This window comes from Pseudomonas maioricensis, assembly GCF_022790535.1.
Lineage (GTDB): Bacteria > Pseudomonadota > Gammaproteobacteria > Pseudomonadales > Pseudomonadaceae > Aquipseudomonas > Aquipseudomonas maioricensis.
Window position 1 is genome coordinate 49170 of sequence record NZ_LOHG01000019.1, and the last position, 16676, is coordinate 65845.

15 protein-coding genes are annotated in these 16676 nt (G+C 56.7%); 5 read left to right on the forward strand and 10 right to left on the reverse strand.

Features of this window, described 5'->3' with window-relative positions:
- The first annotated feature begins 37 nt into the window (after positions 1–37).
- Complete coding sequence (locus tag AUC61_RS22425; protein WP_243248382.1) at positions 38–877, forward strand: amidohydrolase family protein; 840 nt, start codon at positions 38–40, stop codon at positions 875–877.
- A 226-nt stretch (positions 878–1103) separates the two neighbouring features.
- On the opposite strand, the gene AUC61_RS22430 is transcribed toward AUC61_RS22425, so the two are convergent.
- From AUC61_RS22430 to AUC61_RS22440, 3 genes are all read right to left on the reverse strand, one after another.
- Positions 1104–2495: a sensor histidine kinase gene (locus AUC61_RS22430; protein ID WP_122666598.1), complete on the reverse strand. Its 1392-nt coding sequence runs from the start codon at positions 2493–2495 to the stop codon at positions 1104–1106.
- The gene (locus AUC61_RS22435) at positions 2473–3156 is read right to left on the reverse strand and encodes a response regulator transcription factor (RefSeq protein WP_122666599.1); all 684 of its coding nucleotides are present in this window, start codon (positions 3154–3156) and stop codon (positions 2473–2475) included. The genes AUC61_RS22430 and AUC61_RS22435 overlap by 23 nt, the downstream gene beginning before the upstream one ends.
- 296 nt (positions 3157–3452) lie before the next feature.
- Positions 3453–4373, reverse strand: coding sequence for a formate/nitrite transporter family protein (locus AUC61_RS22440; RefSeq protein WP_243248383.1), 921 nt, complete (start codon positions 4371–4373; stop codon positions 3453–3455).
- Positions 4374–4514: 141 nt separating this feature from the next.
- On the opposite strand from AUC61_RS22440, the gene AUC61_RS22445 reads away from it, so the two are divergent.
- Both AUC61_RS22445 and AUC61_RS22450 read left to right on the forward strand, forming a co-directional pair.
- Positions 4515–5000 (forward strand): GNAT family N-acetyltransferase, encoded by a 486-nt coding sequence (locus AUC61_RS22445; protein ID WP_243248384.1) that lies wholly within the window; start codon positions 4515–4517, stop codon positions 4998–5000.
- Positions 5001–5055: 55 nt separating this feature from the next.
- Positions 5056–6825 carry a S8/S53 family peptidase gene (locus tag AUC61_RS22450; RefSeq protein ID WP_243248385.1) on the forward strand — a complete coding sequence of 590 codons (1770 nt, stop codon included), beginning with the start codon at positions 5056–5058 and terminating at the stop codon, positions 6823–6825.
- 100 nt (positions 6826–6925) lie between these two features.
- Here the strand turns inward: AUC61_RS22450 and pncA are convergent, their stop codons facing one another.
- From pncA to AUC61_RS22475, 5 genes are all read right to left on the reverse strand, one after another.
- On the reverse strand, positions 6926–7567 hold the full coding sequence (gene pncA, locus AUC61_RS22455) for a bifunctional nicotinamidase/pyrazinamidase (protein ID WP_243248386.1): 642 nt from the start codon (positions 7565–7567) through the stop codon (positions 6926–6928).
- Positions 7568–7650: 83 nt separating this feature from the next.
- Complete coding sequence (locus tag AUC61_RS22460) at positions 7651–8607, reverse strand: D-2-hydroxyacid dehydrogenase family protein (RefSeq protein WP_243248387.1); 957 nt, start codon at positions 8605–8607, stop codon at positions 7651–7653.
- Positions 8608–8671: 64 nt separating this feature from the next.
- Entirely contained in the window at positions 8672–9325 is a 654-nt protein-coding gene (locus AUC61_RS22465) for a DUF1345 domain-containing protein (RefSeq protein ID WP_243248388.1), read from the reverse strand.
- Positions 9326–9556: 231 nt separating this feature from the next.
- The gene (gudD, locus tag AUC61_RS22470) at positions 9557–10897 is read right to left on the reverse strand and encodes a glucarate dehydratase (protein WP_243248389.1); all 1341 of its coding nucleotides are present in this window, start codon (positions 10895–10897) and stop codon (positions 9557–9559) included.
- 34 nt (positions 10898–10931) lie between these two features.
- A complete protein-coding gene (locus AUC61_RS22475; RefSeq protein ID WP_243248390.1) occupies positions 10932–12281 on the reverse strand; it encodes an MFS transporter in 1350 nt (449 codons plus the stop codon).
- A 463-nt stretch (positions 12282–12744) separates the two neighbouring features.
- Between AUC61_RS22475 and AUC61_RS22480 the strand changes: the two genes are divergently transcribed.
- A complete protein-coding gene (locus tag AUC61_RS22480; protein ID WP_243248391.1) occupies positions 12745–13455 on the forward strand; it encodes a FadR/GntR family transcriptional regulator in 711 nt (236 codons plus the stop codon).
- Between the two features lie 105 nt (positions 13456–13560).
- On the opposite strand, the gene AUC61_RS22485 is transcribed toward AUC61_RS22480, so the two are convergent.
- The gene (locus tag AUC61_RS22485) at positions 13561–14709 is read right to left on the reverse strand and encodes an alpha/beta hydrolase (RefSeq protein ID WP_422765598.1); all 1149 of its coding nucleotides are present in this window, start codon (positions 14707–14709) and stop codon (positions 13561–13563) included.
- Between the two features lie 247 nt (positions 14710–14956).
- On the opposite strand from AUC61_RS22485, the gene AUC61_RS22490 reads away from it, so the two are divergent.
- Positions 14957–15619 carry a hypothetical protein gene (locus tag AUC61_RS22490; protein WP_243248392.1) on the forward strand — a complete coding sequence of 221 codons (663 nt, stop codon included), beginning with the start codon at positions 14957–14959 and terminating at the stop codon, positions 15617–15619.
- A 40-nt stretch (positions 15620–15659) separates the two neighbouring features.
- On the opposite strand, the gene AUC61_RS22495 is transcribed toward AUC61_RS22490, so the two are convergent.
- On the reverse strand, positions 15660–16592 hold the full coding sequence (locus tag AUC61_RS22495) for a hypothetical protein (RefSeq protein ID WP_243248393.1): 933 nt from the start codon (positions 16590–16592) through the stop codon (positions 15660–15662).
- Positions 16593–16676 lie beyond the last annotated feature (84 nt).

A 16676-nucleotide genomic window follows, 5' to 3' on the forward strand; every position in this document is an offset into this window, starting at 1 on the left:
GTGCGTTTGCACCGCGCTTCCTTGATAGATGAGTTCCATGCCTGAGTCCTGTACTTCCCCCATCATCGGTATCGATGGCCACGCCCATGTGTTCAGCAGTGATCTGAGCCTGACGGCGGGCCGCCGTTACACCCCCGACTATGACGCGACGCTTGATGCCTACTTGCGGCAGCTGCGCGAGAATGGCCTGAGCCATGGCGTTCTGGTGCAACCGAGCTTTCTGGGGACCGACAATCAATACCTGCTGGACGCGCTGGCCAAGGCGCCAGAGCAACTGCGCGGTGTGGCCGTGGTCGATGCCGACATCAGTCGTGAAGCGCTGCGGCAGATGGACGAGCAGGGCATTGTCGGGATTCGCTTGAACCTGATGGGCAAGCCTTTGCCGGACTTTACCGAGCCCGGCTGGAAACGGCTTCTCGATGAGGTTTCGGCGCTGGGCTGGCACGTGGAGTTGCATCGCGGGGTAGAAGATATTCCGACCCTGATTCGCGGTCTGATGCCATTCGGCTGCAAGATTGTGGTCGATCACTTTGGCCGCCCAGACGCGCCGCTCGGGGTTGATCATTCGGCGTTTCAAGCGTTGCTGGAATGCGGTTTGAGCGGGCGGGTATGGGTCAAGGTTTCAGCGATTTACCGCTTGGGCGGCAGTGCTAAACAAAATGCTGAATTCGCCCGAGCGGCCTTGCCGCTGCTGCGGACATGCTTTGGTTCGAACCGTCTGGTCTGGGGCAGCGACTGGCCACATACGCAGCACGAGCGTGAGGTTGATTTCGCTCATGTGATGAAGCAGTTGCAAGATCTGGAGTGTTCCGACCCCGTGCGCCACGCGTTGCTGGTCGATGCGCCGAAGATATTGTTTGGATTCGCGGCGTCTTGAAACACCGCTGCCTCCTGAAATCGTAACGACCTGTAGGAGCTGCCGGAGGCTGCGATGGCGGTATCAGGTGGAAGCTTTTTACCTGGAGCGACCGGGGTGGCGCTCCACCTTGCCCACGATCAGGTTTGTCAGTCGATAAATTTATCGGCTGCGCTGACGCTATCGCGGGCAAGCGCGCTCCTACGATTCCAGCTTGAATGTTTGTTGGATAAATGATCGCGCGCGGTCACACCAACGCCACTGTCTGCCGACACTCCAGACTCAATCTCGCGCCGCCCAGCGGGCTGGTTCCGATGTGCAGGGTGAAGCCGTGCAAATTGACGATCGCAGCAACAATCGATAGCCCCAGACCAAAGCCGTGTTTCTGAGTACTGCCTTCGCTGCGATAGAAGCGCTGAAACACCGCCTGGCGTTCGGCTTCGGGAATACCGGGGCCTGAGTCCTGGACTTCAAGACACGTGCTGTCGCCGTCGGCGCGGGCACTCAGGATCACGCTGCCATTGGGCGGGGTGAACTTGATCGAGTTGCTGAGCAGATTGGCCAGTGCTTCAAAGAGCAGGGCGCGGTCGCCCAGTAGCTGTGGCAGCGGATCCTCTACGCGCAGGTAAAGACTGACGCCGCCTTCTTCAGCCAGGGGCAGGTAGAAATCGTGGACCTCTTGCAACAACGCGCCAGGGTCGATCTCGATGAATGCCGAGCGTCGCTGGTGATCTTCGATTTCAGAGATACGCAGCAAACCGCGAAAGCGCGCCATCAAGGTGTCCGCTTCGGCAATCACCTGATCCATTTGCGTGGCGACCAGCGAGTCTTCCGGTGATTGCTGCTGAATGCGGTACAACTGTGCCCGCAGGCGAGTCAGCGGTGTACGCAAGTCATGGGCAATGTTGTCACAGACGCCTTTGACCTCGTTCATCAGCTTTTCGATGCGATCAAGCATGGCATTGACGATGACTGCCAGCATGTCCAGTTCGTCGCGCCTTGCTGACACCGGCAAACGGCGCCCGAGGTCGCCAGCGACGATTGCTTCGGCGCTGGCCTGGATACCACGAATGCGTTGCAACGGTCGGCGGCTCAGCAGATGCCAGCCAGCGATGCCCGGAATAATCGTCAGTGACAGCCCCCACAGCAGGGCGCGCAAGATCAGGGTAGTCACCGCAAACAAGGAGCCGTTGTCACGCACCAGTACCAGCCAGTGACCGTCACGCGTCTGGCTGGCAACTGCATCGCAGGTGTCCTGCGGCATGTGCGGGTCTTCAGAGTCGACGCAGTTGCTGAGCTGATGGATTTTGCCGTCCAGCGGCAGGCTTGGCGGTACGGTCTTGATCGGACCGTTGAGCGGGCGCAACTCTGCATCGAACAATCCGTAGGCGTCTACGGCGCGCATGTCGAAGGTCATGCTGGAGGTCAGCGCCTCAATCAGTTGTTCACCTTCGAAGCGGGCGAACAACTGTTGGCGTTGCATGAGGGAGTGACGGGCGAGGTTTTCCAGATAGCTGCTGACTTCCCAGTAGACCACCCCGATCAAGGTGCAGCTCCAGGCCACAAACAGAAAGCTGTACAGCGCCAGCAAGCGGCTGCTGGAAGATCGCCAGCCTTTAGACGGGTTCAGCAATGACATAACCCGAGCCTCGTACGGTTCGAATCAGTGGAGTCATGCCGGGCGGATCGATTTTTTTGCGCAGGCGGCCGATATGCACATCGATCAGGTTGGTCCCGGGATCGAAGTGATAGCCCCAGACTTCTTCGAAAATCATCATGCGGGTGATGATCTGCCCGCTGTTACGCATCAGGAATTCCAGCAGTTTGTATTCCGTGGGCAGCAAGCTCAACGGGTGTTGACCACGGCTTGCTTCACGCTTGATCAGGTTCAGTTCCAGGTCGGCGACTTGCAGAATGGTTTCTGCCGCCGCCACCGGATTGCGTCGGCGCAGCAGGACTTCAACCCGCGCAGCCATTTCGTCGGAGGCAAACGGTTTGGCCAGATAATCATCGCCACCGGCACGCAGGCCCCGGACGCGCTCGTCGACATCGGAGAGTGCGCTGATCATCAGGATGGGGGTGAAGATACCTTGAGCGCGCAAGGTGGTGACAATCGCCAGGCCGTCTACTTCGGGCAACATACGATCCAGAGTGATCAGATCGTAATCACCGCTTACTGCTCGGGCGAGGCCTTCGCGACCGTTATCCACCCAGTCTACTTCGAGGCCATGGTTGCTCAATTCAGCGACGATTTCCCGGGCGGTCACGGCGTCGTCTTCGATGGTCAGAATTCGGGTCATCTTGCCTGCCTGAAGGGGTTACAGCCAAAACGCCATTCTGGCTCATCTAACCTGAACAGATTCTGAAAGAATTTTCATCTGGCACTTGGCCTGGGTTGAAATGCGATTTCTCTGTGGAAGCGGCGCTTGTGTGAGTGGTGGACTTTGTGGGAGCAGAGCTTGCTCGCGATAAGGGCTCCGCACCTCTCAGGTAGAGCACGTCCAGCCTTATCGCGGGCAAGCCCTGCTCCCACAGGGAATTAAGCTAGCAGTGAAATATAGAATCTCCCACAAGGGAAATCGCATTCCAGTTCGGATTACTCCGTAGCAGTCGCTGCCTGCTCTTCCTTTTTGAGCCGCTTCTTCTCTTCAATCTTCTTCAGGCGGTCCCGCTCAAGCTTGGCCGTGGTGTCTTTCTCGCTACGGATCTGAGCATGGCTGAGGATAGCGAAGATGAAGCTGCCACCGATGATGTTGCCGGCCAGAGTAGGTGCGGCGAAGATCAGCCAGAAGTCGCTCCAGGGCAGTTCGCCCGCAAACACCAGATAAGAAACCTCTGCCGAACCGACCACGATGTGGGTGAAATCGCCCAGTGCCATCAGATAGGTGATCAGCACGATGATCCAGATCTTGGCGGCTTCCATGGACGCAATCATCCAGACCATGGTGGCGATCATCCAGCCAGACACAATGCCTTTGGAAAACATATGAGTGACGTCGTTTTCCATGACCTTACGGCCAATTTCGAGGAAGGCGTGATCGGTCTTGCTGTCGAAAATAGGCAAATGCAACATCACATAAGCCACCAGCAACGTGCCGCACAAGTTGCCGAATAGCACCACACCCCACAAACGAAATAACCGGCCCAGATTGCTCAGGGTGGGCTGGCTCATGACGGGTAGCACCGCAGTCAGGGTGTTTTCGGTGAACAACTGCTGGCGGGCGAGGATAACCGCGAGAAAGCCGGCGGAGTAACCCAGGCTGGCGATCACATGGCTGGATTCGATATCCGGCAGGCGGGATTTGAACAATCCCATGGCCATCAGTGACAGGCCCATGGTCAGACCTGCGGCCAACGCGGACCACCACAACGCGGCGACGCTGCGCTCGAGTTCGTGATCGCCCTGAATGCGGATGGTCTCGTGCAGCACCGCCGGTCGCGGTGGCTGATTCTCGTCGACTTCCCGTTCCTCTTCTGCGGACAACCCGGGTGTTCTGCCTTCTGCTTTATCGTCCATACAACATCCTTAAAATGCGAGTGAAGGCGTAGGTGTTTAAATGCTGCGCCGGGCTGATGGTTGAGACACAATCCACCGCTGGTCGTTCGCCATTGAACCCATCTGATTGATTAATAAAAGCCAGTCATCAAGGAGAAAACCGTGACATTGCAGATTCGTGAAGCCACCCGCGCGGATGCTCAGGTAATTTTGGGCTTCATTACCGAGTTGGCTATCTATGAAAAGGCCGAACATGAGGTTTTGGCTGACGTTGCGGATATCGAACGCAGCCTGTTTGATGAAGCATCCCCGGCCCGTGCCTTGATCTGCCTGCTGGACGATCAGCCGATAGGTTTCGCGGTTTATTTCCTCAGTTACTCCACCTGGCTGGGCCGCAAGGGGCTTTATCTTGAGGACCTGTTTGTTTCGCAGGTTCATCGCGGTGTGGGGGCTGGCAAATACCTGTTGCGCCATCTCGCAAAAATCGCCCATGACAGCGGTTGCGGACGTTTCGAATGGAGCGTGCTGGACTGGAATCAGCCTGCGATCGACTTCTACAAATCCATTGGCGCCGAGCCGCAGGACGAGTGGGTGCGGTATCGAATTGAAGGCGACACGCTGAAAAACTTCGCCCTGGGTGGGGTCTGAACCCTGACGTGACGTAGCAGTCAGACTGCTAACCTCACATCCTCAGGTATGTTTAATGCTAAGCCGTACGCTGTTCCCCGTGTTCATGGCCGCGCTGGCGAGTGTTTCTCCGGTGCAGGCTGATCAGGCGTTGCGGGTCGAGCGCCTGCAGCGCTGCGATGATTTACTCGGGCGTGAGCGGCAGACATTCTGTATCGGTGTGCAAGGGCTAAAGCCTGGGGATGTGCAGCTCAAACTGGATGGCAAAGCGCTGCCCGCGCAGTTGTTCGAACGCGACGGTGGGCGGCTCAAATTGCGCCTGACCGCTGCCGACTGGCGCAGCGGGCCGCTATGGCTGGAGCAGGGCGGACAGAGCAGCAATGCGGTCTGGCTGAGCATGGCGGGCAGTCACGTACTGGCTGCAACGCCTCAGCAGGTGGCGAAGAATATGGATGGCCTGACCAGCTACGTGGATCTGGTCAGCGTCATCATCGAGGAAAAATTCCCGGCCGCGAAAGAAGCCGAGCGCATCGCGAAGAAATTCGGTGCCACGGTGGTTGGCTCGATTGCGCCACTCAATACTTACCAGTTGCGCCTGCCGGTCACTGATCTGGTGCAGCGCGACGCCATGGTTTTGCGCATTGGCAGTGAAGTCAGTGTCGACGCGGTGGTCGTTGAAGAGTCCGCTGCCGAGTCTCCGGAAGCCGAAGCCGCACCCAGCGATGGCAAGCAAGCCAAACCAACTCAGGATCAGTGGGCTGCCAACCGGTTCATGGACGCAGTCAACTATTACCAGCGCAGGATTCCCGCTGTCACCTCGCCGATCAAGCCGGTGCCGATCCGCATAGGCGTCATTGAACGTGAGGTGGACTTCGATGCCCCTGACTTTGCCGACTACCTGGGCGACTGTAAATCAGGCAAGCCCCGTACCTGCCTGTATGCCCGGGATGCCAGCAAGCCTGACGGGCATGGCTCCACAGTGGCTGGCATCCTGGCGGCTGATACCGGCAAAGGTGGCAATACCGGCTTCCTTCGAGCGCTGGACGGCACGAGCAACGGCTTTGAGGTGATTGTCGAACGCAACTCAGACGCGGGCATTACCGCCAATGTCGCGGCTTCAGTGAACCTCGTGGAAGACGGAGCAAGGGTGATCAACTGGAGTTGGGGTCTGCACAGGGTCGGGGCGAAAAATGTCGAAGGCGATGAGGTGGATTCGCTGATTCGCTCCGGCATCGCCATGTCAGGTTACGAGGAATTGCTGGAGGAGTTTTTCCTCTGGTTGCGGCAAAAGCACCCTGATGTGGTGGTGATCAATTCAGCCGGTAACGGTTCTTCGTTCTCCGGCACGGATGAGTACCGACTGCCTTCGTCGTTCATCACTGATCAATTACTGGTGGTAGGCGGGCATCAGCGCAGCAAGGATGATGATTTGCCTATCGATGATCCGGCCTACGTCGAGAAGCGCGAATCATCCAACGTCGATAGCCGCGTCGATATCATGGCCGCGGCCTGCACCCGCGCGTCGACTCTGACTTCGGGCGAGCAAGGCGCAGTGCATTGCGGCACGTCCTACGCCACGCCGATGGTCACCGGCATTGTTGCGGCCATGCTGTCGATCAATCCGAAGCTGACGCCCGAGCAACTGCGTATGCTGCTGCGGCGCAGTGCCATGCCCATTGGCGGCAATTTCGACTTCGAAGCGATGGACGCTGATGACCTGACGGCGCCGATTCTACCGTCGGAGCGTAACTACCAGATGGATGATAAAAACGTCGGCCGTTCAGCACGTCTGGACATGCAGAAGGCGCTGGATCTGTCGGTGAAGAGCCTCACCCGGGAGCGTTGAGATCCTGCGGCAATCACTGATTCTGTAGGAGCCATCGGAGGCTACGACGTTCGCGATGCGGTGTGTCAGGCAGACGTCGTTCTGCCCGACACAGCCGTCCTTACGACGTCAGTAATTCACTGCTTTGAATGCGCGTCACCCCGGCCGCCGACATGTCCTGCCAGGCCTTGCCCAACGAGCCATTCATATCGATGGCGCGGCAGGCATCTTCGACGACCAGCGTAGTGAAACCCGCAGCCCTGGCGTCCAGTGCCGACCACGCGACGCAGAAGTCCAACGCCAGACCAACCACAAACACATTCTGCACGCCGCGCTCTTTCAGGTAGCTGGCAAGGCCTGTGGGTGTCTGGCGATCGGCTTCGAGAAACGCCGAGTAGCTGTCGATGTGCGAATTACAGCCCTTGCGCAGAATCAGTTGCGCATGGGGCAGGTCCAGTTCGCTATGCAACTGCGCACCATGGCTGCCCTGAATGCAGTGATCCGGCCAGAGCGTCTGTGGGCCGTAGGGCAGGGTGGTGACCTCGAACGGAATGCGCCCGGAGTGGCTGGACGCGAAGGAAATATGTCCCGCCGGATGCCAATCCTGAGTAATGACGACACCGCTGAATTGCTCGCCGAGCCGGTTGATCAACGGCACCAGCGCATCGCCCTCGGCCACCGCTAAAGCACCGCCTGGCATGAAGTCATATTGCATGTCGATGACCAGCAGCACGCTGTCGAGGCCGAATGCGTTTGGGGTCATGGTGTTGCTCCTGAAACTGTGTTGAAACGCGTCGTAGGACCGGCTAAAGCCAGTCCTGCAGTGGATTTATTCCAGCAGCAGGATTAACCAAACACCCGAATCGGCGCCCCGGCATGCCAGGCCTGAATATCCTCAATCATCTGGCTGAAGAACATGCGGTAGTTATTTTCCGTGACATAGCCCACATGAGGGGTGGCGAGCACGTTGTCCAGTTTCCGGAATGGATGCTCGTCAGGCAGCGGCTCGACAGCGAAAACATCGAGTGCAGCCCCGGCAATACGCCGTTTTTCCAGGGTATCGATCAGCGCAGCTTCATCGACGATGGGGCCGCGAGAGGTGTTGATCAGGTAAGACGTCGGCTTCATCCAGCTCAATGCCTGCGCGTCTACCAGACCGCGGCTGCGCTCGCTGAGTACCAGATGGATGGAAAGAATGTCCGCCAGCTCAAACAGTTCCTGCTTGCTGACATAAGTAACGCCAGACTCAGCAGCTGCTTCAGCTGTGAGGTTTTCACTCCAGGCAATGACTTTCATGCCGAACGCCAGACCGTAGCGAGCGATCCATTTACCGATACTGCCCAGGCCGAGAATGCCCAGGGTCTTGCCGTGCAAGTCACTGCCGATGCCGATCTGCCATTGGCCGCTGCGCAGCGAATTGGCTTCATCCACCAGGTTGCGCGTCACGCCCATGATCAGCGCCCAGGTCAACTCTGGCGCGGCGTGCTTGTAGCTTTCGGTACCGCACACCTGAATACCTGCTTTCCCGGCGGCTTTGACGTCGATAGCAGCATTGCGCATCCCGCCAGTCACCAGCAACTTCAGGTTGGGTAGCTGAGCCAGCAGCGCCTCATCAAATACTGTGCGCTCACGCATGACGCAAATGACATTGAAGTCTTGCAAACGCGCCGCCATGGTGGCGGTGTCGGCAGGGTAATCGTGAAGAAAACTGACTTCGCCAATGCTGTTCAATACAGACCAGTCCACCACTTCGCTGGCCACGGATTGCCAGTCATCAAGCACCGCAATTCTCGCTCGCGTCATCTCAGATTCGCCTTTTTCCACGTTTTTTTGGGGTTGTGCAGCCACATTAGCGCCAGATTGCCACTTAGCCAAACAGCCCGGCGGCAAGATTGATCGAGAAGCCAAGGATTGCCGTGTTGAAGATAAAGCCGATCAGGCTCTGGGCCAGGACAATCTTGCGCAGGCCCGACGTGGCGACGCCCACATCCGAAGTCTGAACGGCAACGCTGAGCGTGAAGGAGAAATACAGAAAGTCCCAGTAGTCCGGATGTTTCTCGCCGTCGGCAAAACGCAAAGCAGGTTCCTTGCCCGTCCAGGTGTAGAAGAGACGGGCGTAATGCAGGCTGAAGATCACTCCGGTCATTAGCCATGAGCCCACCACGGTCAGTGCCGTGAATGCGTAATGCAGAGCGCGATCATTGCTGGTCATTTCCCGGCTGCCGGACAGCTCCAGCGTGATCGCCGCGAGGCTGGCCAATGCTGCAACGCAAACGGTGACGAGTACCAGCCCGGCATTTTCATCTTCGATCATGGAAATACGTTCGGCATCTGCTGCAGTGGTGCGAAAAGTGCGTATCAGAATCAGCAGCAGATAAATCCAGACGCCGACGTTCCAGGCGATCAGGCATTTGCTGGTGATGGATATCTGCGGAGCGATGATGGCTGCGGCGAAACCGCTGGCCAGGCCTATCGCGGTGGCGATGCTCAAACGTGGGTGGGTATGAGCGATATGGGACATGGCGGGACTTCATTGCAAAGGATTCACAAACCTTAGCATGCGTCTCTGTCGCGCCATAAAAAACGACGCGCAAGGGGGTTGCGCGCCGCATGCCAGGCTTGGCAAGGTTTCTCGCTGTTTTGTAGGAGTAAACTTATTCGCGAGACGCCAGGCCTGCCTTCGCAGATATGACGCCAGGCCAACAAGTTGGCTCCTACAGGAATAGCGTTCGCTCAAATAATAGCGATGGGCTCAACGCACCAGACAAGGCTGCTTGTTGTTGAACTTCCAGTCCGGAATCAGGAACTGCATAGCGACACCATCATCACGGGCACCCAGGCCCATGCCTTTGTACAACTCGTGGGCCTTGTGCACCTGGTCCATATCCAGCTCTACCCCAAGCCCCGGTTTCTTCGGAACCTGCACATTGCCACCGACAATTTTCAGCGGCTCACGGGTCAGACGCTGGCCGTCCTGCCAGATCCAGTGGGTATCAATGGCGGTGATGTCACCCGGCGCAGCAGCCGCTACATGAGTGAACATCGCAAGGGAAATATCGAAGTGGTTGTTAGAGTGCGAGCCCCATGTCAGGCCCCATTCGTTGCACATTTGTGCCACGCGTACCGAGCCCTGCATGGTCCAGAAGTGCGGGTCGGCCAATGGAATATCCACGGACTGCAACTGAATGGCGTGGCCCATCTCACGCCAGTCGGTGGCGATCATGTTGGTCGCGGTTTTCAGGCCTGTAGCGCGGCGGAACTCAGCCATGACTTCTCGACCGGAATAGCCGTTTTCCGCGCCGCATGGGTCTTCGGCGTAGGCCAGCACATGATGCTGATCGCGGCACAGCCGAATGGCCTCTTTCAGTGACCAAGCGCCGTTTGGATCAAGCGTGATCCGGGCCTCCGGGAAGCGTTCGGCCAGCGCCGTGACCGCTTCTATCTCTGCATCGCCGCTGAGTACGCCGCCCTTGAGTTTGAAGTCCTGAAAGCCATAACGGGCCTGGGCTGCCTCGGCCAGACGCACCACCGCCTCAGGAGTAAGCGCTTCCTCATGGCGGACGCGGAACCAGTCGTTATCGGCATCCGGTTCCTTGCGGTAATCCAGATTGGTTTTGCCTTGATCACCCACGTAGAACAGGTAGCCGAGCATTTTCACTTCGTCGCGCTGCTGGCCTTCACCGAGCAGGGCCGCAACCGGTACGTCCAGATGCTGACCCAACAGGTCCAGGAGGGCCGCCTCAAGGGCGGTCACGGCGTGGATGGTGATCCGCAGGTCGAAGGTCTGCAGGCCGCGCCCGCCGGAATCGCGTTCGGCGAAGGTTTTGCGCACGTCGTTGAGAATCTTCTGGTATGTGCCAATCGAACTGCCCACCACCAGTTGGCGAGCGTCTTCCAGCGTTTGGCGGATGCGCTCTCCACCCGGGACTTCGCCGACACCGGTGTGCCCGGCGTTGTCCTGCAGGATGACGATGTTGCGAGTGAAGTAGGGGCCGTGGGCGCCGCTGAGGTTCAGCAACATGTCATCGTGGCCGGCAACCGGTACGACCTGCATGCTGGTAATAACGGGTGCTTTACTCAGGTTCTGATTCATTGTTGTAGGTCCTTTTAATAATCGTAGCGAGCGATCAAGAGTGGGCAGCAGTGATTGCCGTTGGCTCTGCCGGGATCTTGCCGGGCTTCGGCGTGTTGCGTGCAGCGAAAACGATGATGGCGGCGATGATCGACGTGGCAGTCAGGCCGTACAGACCGCCCTGGATCGACCCGGTGTGTTGCTCCAGCAAGCCGAACGTCGTAGGTGCGACGAAGCCGCCGAGGTTACCTACCGAGTTGATCAGCGCGATCACGGCTGCTGCGATCCGGGCATCCAGATACGCTTGTGGAATCGGCCAGAACAGTGACGATGCCGACTTGAAGCCCAGCGCAGCGAAGCAGATGGCAACAAAGGCGAAGACCGGGCTGCCGGTGGTGGACATGAACATCCCGGCAGCTGCAATCAGCAATGCGGCGGCAACCCATGCCTGCTGTCGCTTCCACTTGGCGGACATGGCGGCGAAGGCGTACATGCCGACAATCGACAGCAACCACGGAATCGAGTTGAACAGCCCGACCTGGATGTCACTGAGGTCACCCATCTTCTTGATGATGCTCGGCAGCCAGAAGGTGGCGGCATAAATAGTCAGCTGAATGAAGAAGTAGATCAGGCAAAACAGAATGATCTGGCGATCCTTGAGCAGTTTGCCGATGGACGCTTTGACCGGGCTGGCGGCTTCACGGGCACGCTGCTCTTCATCAATGGCATTGACCAGCGCGTCCTGTTCTTCACGGGTGAGCCATTTGGCATCGTGAGGTTTGGAGTCGAGCCAGAACCATACGAAGGCGCACAGGCCTACCGAGAACATGCCTTCGATGAAGTACATCCACTGCCAGCCTTTCATGCCGAACCCGGTAATCTGCAGGAGCAGGCCAGAGAGCGGGCCGGAAATCAGCGAGGCAATCGCTGAGCCGCTGAGGAAGATTGCGATGGCTTTACCGCGCTCAACCCCTGGCAACCAGCGGGTGAAGTAATAGATCACGCCGGGGAAAAAGCCGGCTTCAGCAACGCCGAGTAGAAAACGCAGGATGTAGAAGTGGGTTTCGTTCTGGATGAAGGCCATGCAGGTAGCAACGATGCCCCAGGTGAGCATGATGCGTGTCAGCCAGATGCGGGCGCCGACCTTTTGCAAGAGCATGTTAGAGGGGACTTCAAAGAGGGCATAACCGATGAAAAACAGGCCGGCACCAAAGCCGTAGGCGGCGGCACCAATGCCCAGATCATGTTCCATGTGCGAACGCACGAAGCCGATGTTTACCCGGTCAATGTAGTTGACGATAAACATGATGACGAACAAAGGCAGGATGTGGCGTTTGACCTTGGAAACGGCTGAAACCAATGTCGAATCGACCCCATCACCCGCCTGGGTGTTGGACGTGTTCACAGATGAATCTCCCACTCGTTATTTTTATGCGGGTCAGGACAAGCTGCGGGCTTGTGTCGATAGACATCATACAAGTAGATCGTTGCGGCGCAAGAGGGCAAATCAAGATTTATTGCTGAGGGTTAGCGAAAACAGTTGTGTCGTATTGCATTGCATAACGGCATGGACAAGTTGATAGGCCTTATAAAAAAACCATATAAAACAGATATTTATAGATTATTTAGCTATGTTTTCGGGGTGTGGCTTGCTGCAGTCCTTTTTGTCCGGATTCGTCTAAACCCGTTGTTTATGGCCTCTGCGGGCAACAAGCAACAGTTTTGGTTTTGCGATGTTGTCATACAAGCTAGACAAGTTGTGCGGGCTTGCTTGTATGACAAGTCACGTGGTGGCGATGCTATGATCGCGCCCAACAGGTGGGCGGCTGGCGCTCACGCGTACTCAATGTTGTTCAGGACCTGTCTCCATGCAGCAGCCCATACCCCAGCCTTCCAAGCGTCGACCGCACAGTCTGGCCACCGATCTGGTGACTGAACTGAGCCAGCGGATTCTGCTGGGAAAGATCCCGCCGGGGCAGAAGCTGCCTTCGGAAAATGAAATCGTTCGCGAGCATGGCGTCAGCCGTACGGTGGTCCGTGAAGCGATTTCGAAACTGCAGGCCTCCGGCCTGGTGGAAACTCATCACGGTGTTGGCACATTTGTCCTTGAACGCACCGACAAGACCGGGCTGCACCTCAAGGTCGAGACTGTTGCCGGGGTTCGAGACATCATTGAATTGCGCATCGGCCTCGAAACTCAGGCGGTCGCGCTGGCCGCGATGCGCCGCACTGAGGCGCAACTGGCTGCCATGCGTCAGGCGCTGGATGATTATCAGGATTTGCTGGCCAAGGAAGACAGCTGCGTTGAGGCTGATCGGCGTTTTCACATGCTCATTGCCGAGGCCACAGGTAATCCGTATTACACGGAAATCATGCAACATCTGGGCAGCGCGATCATTCCACGCAGCCGGATTGCCGCGAGCGAGCGAGTCGGTGCCAACCTTGCCCATCATGGTTATCTGGCGAATCTTGAGCACGAAGCGTTGCTCGCTGCGATCCGCCGCCAGGACCCCGATGCCGCACGCGCTGCGATGTGGACGCATTTGAGCAACAGCCGTGAACGGCTCGCGCCGGACTAGCATTTCCGGCCGCGATGCATTGCCGTAGGAGCTGCCGCAGGCTGCGAAGCTTCATCCTGACGTACCGCGATTGCAGCTGCGGCAGCTCCTGCAAAAAACCATGCATTACCTGGAAAGCGCCTGGGCATCCTCCAGCACTTCCATCATCACCGTTGACTGCCAATCGAAATAAGGATTGAAGGTCAGGCGCGCATGCACCTTACCCGTCTCGCGGTAGCCCCAATCCGAGTACCACGTCTGTTCGCCTGCCAGGCACTTTTGCATGTCCGGAGTTTCCTGGCCGTTCCAGCAAATGCGTTGTGTGCCGTCCACGCCGTACAGCGGGTTGCTCGGGGAAAACAGCACCCCCATATGTGAAAACTGGCTGATTCGGTATTCGGGCAGATAGTCCTTGCGCACCAGTACCCTGGGTGTTTTTGCCGAGTCGGCCGGACTGTCGCCGTACCAGATCAGGCGACTTGCCGGGTTGCTGAAGCGCCGATTGAAGTTGTCCAGCACATAGTGGGTGTCCAGCACCGAGTCGTGTTGGGTAATGGCGATGAACACCGGCTTGTCGTAACTGCGTTCGCTCAGCCGATCCTGGGTCAGAACGCTGCTGCGGTAGAACTGCGCAAAGCCGTTGGTGGGGACATTCAGATAGCGAACCGGCGTCTGCAGCGGACGCAAAGGATCTTTGGGGCTGGCCAGCCACGGGCGTGCCCACGCGATCCACTGCGTTGCCCACGCATAAGCACTGTCAGAACGAAAAGCAGGGGAAAACAGCACCAGTCCGGCAATCTCGTCGTGGTCATAGGCGTAATCGAGCACCAGGTTCGCACCCGTCGAGAAACCACCGAGATAAACCTTGGGCACTTCGCGGCTGAGCGTTTGCGCCTGCTCGCGAACCACGTCCTGCCATTGTTCCAGCGTGACGTCCAGCATGTCTGATGGCTGCGTTCCATGACCGGGCAGCAACACCGTGCGCACCAGAAAACCCTGCGCGGCGAGCTTTGCGCCAATGTCATGAAATGACCAAGGTGAGTCGCCCAAGCCGTGAACCAACAGAATGCCGCCTTTCACCGTACCTGACGGTCGCCATTCCTGCGGAACGTTCCACTGCAGCTCGTTAGCATGATCGCTGGTCTGGAAGCTTCGGTGCTGCTGTACCCACTGCAGCGTCAGTTGTCGATAGGCATCAAAACTTTGCGTGGGCTGATCAACGCTAGCTGAAGCACAGGCCTGAAGGGCAAGGAGGGCGGGGAACAGGCATACGATTCGGTGCTTGGCCAAGATCCGGGATTCTCTGTAGCGAGTGATTGCGAGATGAGCTGCACTTTGCCACGAGCAACGCACTGGCTGCCAGCGTTTGGCGAGTCGTTATTCTGCGAGACGGGGCAAACGTTTTGTTGCGCTTGGGACGGTCATCACAATCAGGCGTTCATCGGAACTTTCCTACTGGGTTATCAGGACAAGGTTTTGCAGGTGCTGCCGTTATTCAATAAGACACCGAATGGAGGGCAGTGTGTTGAATATTAATGGTGTATCAAACGGTTTTAACGGCTTCCAGCCAAACAGCCTAACGCTTAATCAGCAGTCGAGTAGCTTGGGTAATACTGCTGCTCTGCAGAAGGCGAGTGAGCTAACGTCCCCAAGGGAAACAGAAATTCCGTTTTATGAATACCAGAAAGAGCCCTGGCGCACGGATCCGACAAGTGAGTACGGCGAAACCTTTTACGTGTCTATAAAAAAAATAGACGAGTTGCTGAGTCTTTTATCAACACAGCGCACGTATGAAGCCTTTAGGGCTGATCTTTTCGATGCTCACCCTGAAATGGCGAATAAGGCATTTGGGTTTACGCTGGATAGAGACGCCTCGATAAAGATTATAGATCGGACGAATAACTTGTCGGACAGTGAAAAGGCTAACCTCACTGAGTTGATAAATAATTATAAGTCATTCAAGTTGGACCTGCAGGGCCATGCAAGGACGTTGATGATGCTGGTTGACCATGATTGGCAAGCTTTTGGTGGTCGTCATAAGTTGACTATTGAAAATTTTCAAACCGTTATCGATTTCAGTACGATTCTAAAAGGCGATATCGGCGACATGGAGCTTGAGTGGATTAGCCAGATCGAGGCCGGTGCGGAGCGGTTGGGTGGTTCATCTATATCGGAAGTCGTGTAAGTACACCGGTCTGAACATTTTTTTCAGGCCGGTGTTCACATTAAGTGCGGGGGCGAGTGGTATTGATCAGCGTCTGCTTGCAGATGTGACCAAGTTTGAACGTATGAGGTTTGTCGCCTATAGCAAATGAAGCGAGATTTTGCAGGGTGTAGTCACCTACGCGGTAGTAACTTCGCCAGGTATTGAACCCCTTTTGTTTGTGGACAAAATCTTGGGCCTGTTTTCCTCCATAGCAGCGTCCAAGTTCAACTTTTCTGGCAGCCAGGCCGTTGGCATCGCTGACAAGAAAGTGCCCCAGTCCAGAGGGGGCTCCTTCAAAGTTTAGTCTGAAGTAGGCTTGGCCCCCCTCCACAGGCGCTCCTTTGGTATCGGTAAACACAACCTCAAGCAACGCTTCTTTATAAGCTTGTGTTGCCAGCCATCCCGGCTCCGAATACCCGGTAGGAATTCTGATTACCCCCGGCTCATCATGCAGATCATATTTTTTGAGAACCGGATACGATCCGAAACTCAGTGAGTAGGGAATACTCGCTCCGTGCTGCTGATTTGCGGGCGTCACGCGGATGATAAGCTCGGCGCCGGGTTCGAGATTTGAAAATACTTTACTCCGCAGGTTATGCGCCACCCAGTTGCCGTTCTCGTAGTACTCAACCTTCCAGGCTTGTGTGGTTGGGTTGCCGCCAGGAAACATAAGGATCACGTCTTGCCCGCGTCGCGAGACAAAGCCGTAATAATGGACCGGGTGCTTGCTGGTCAGCGCGTCATTCAAGCTGTGCAGTTTATCTTCAAGGACGGAAAATTTCGGTTCTGAAAGTGGATGGTCAACTACTGGTTCAGCCGCAGTAGTTTCACTGCCCGTAATATTGATTGCGCCCGTCTGCTCGGTGTTTGCATGAGCTCCATAGGTCAAGCCAGTCGAGATGAACGCCGGGATCAGCCAGCGTTTAATATTTTTCTTTTTGAATTTGTTCATGAGTGTTCTCTAGTCGATTATGCAGGGCAACATGCCACTGTCAAAATCTACGTAATAGAGGTTTAAACAGAGCGTCAACTCACT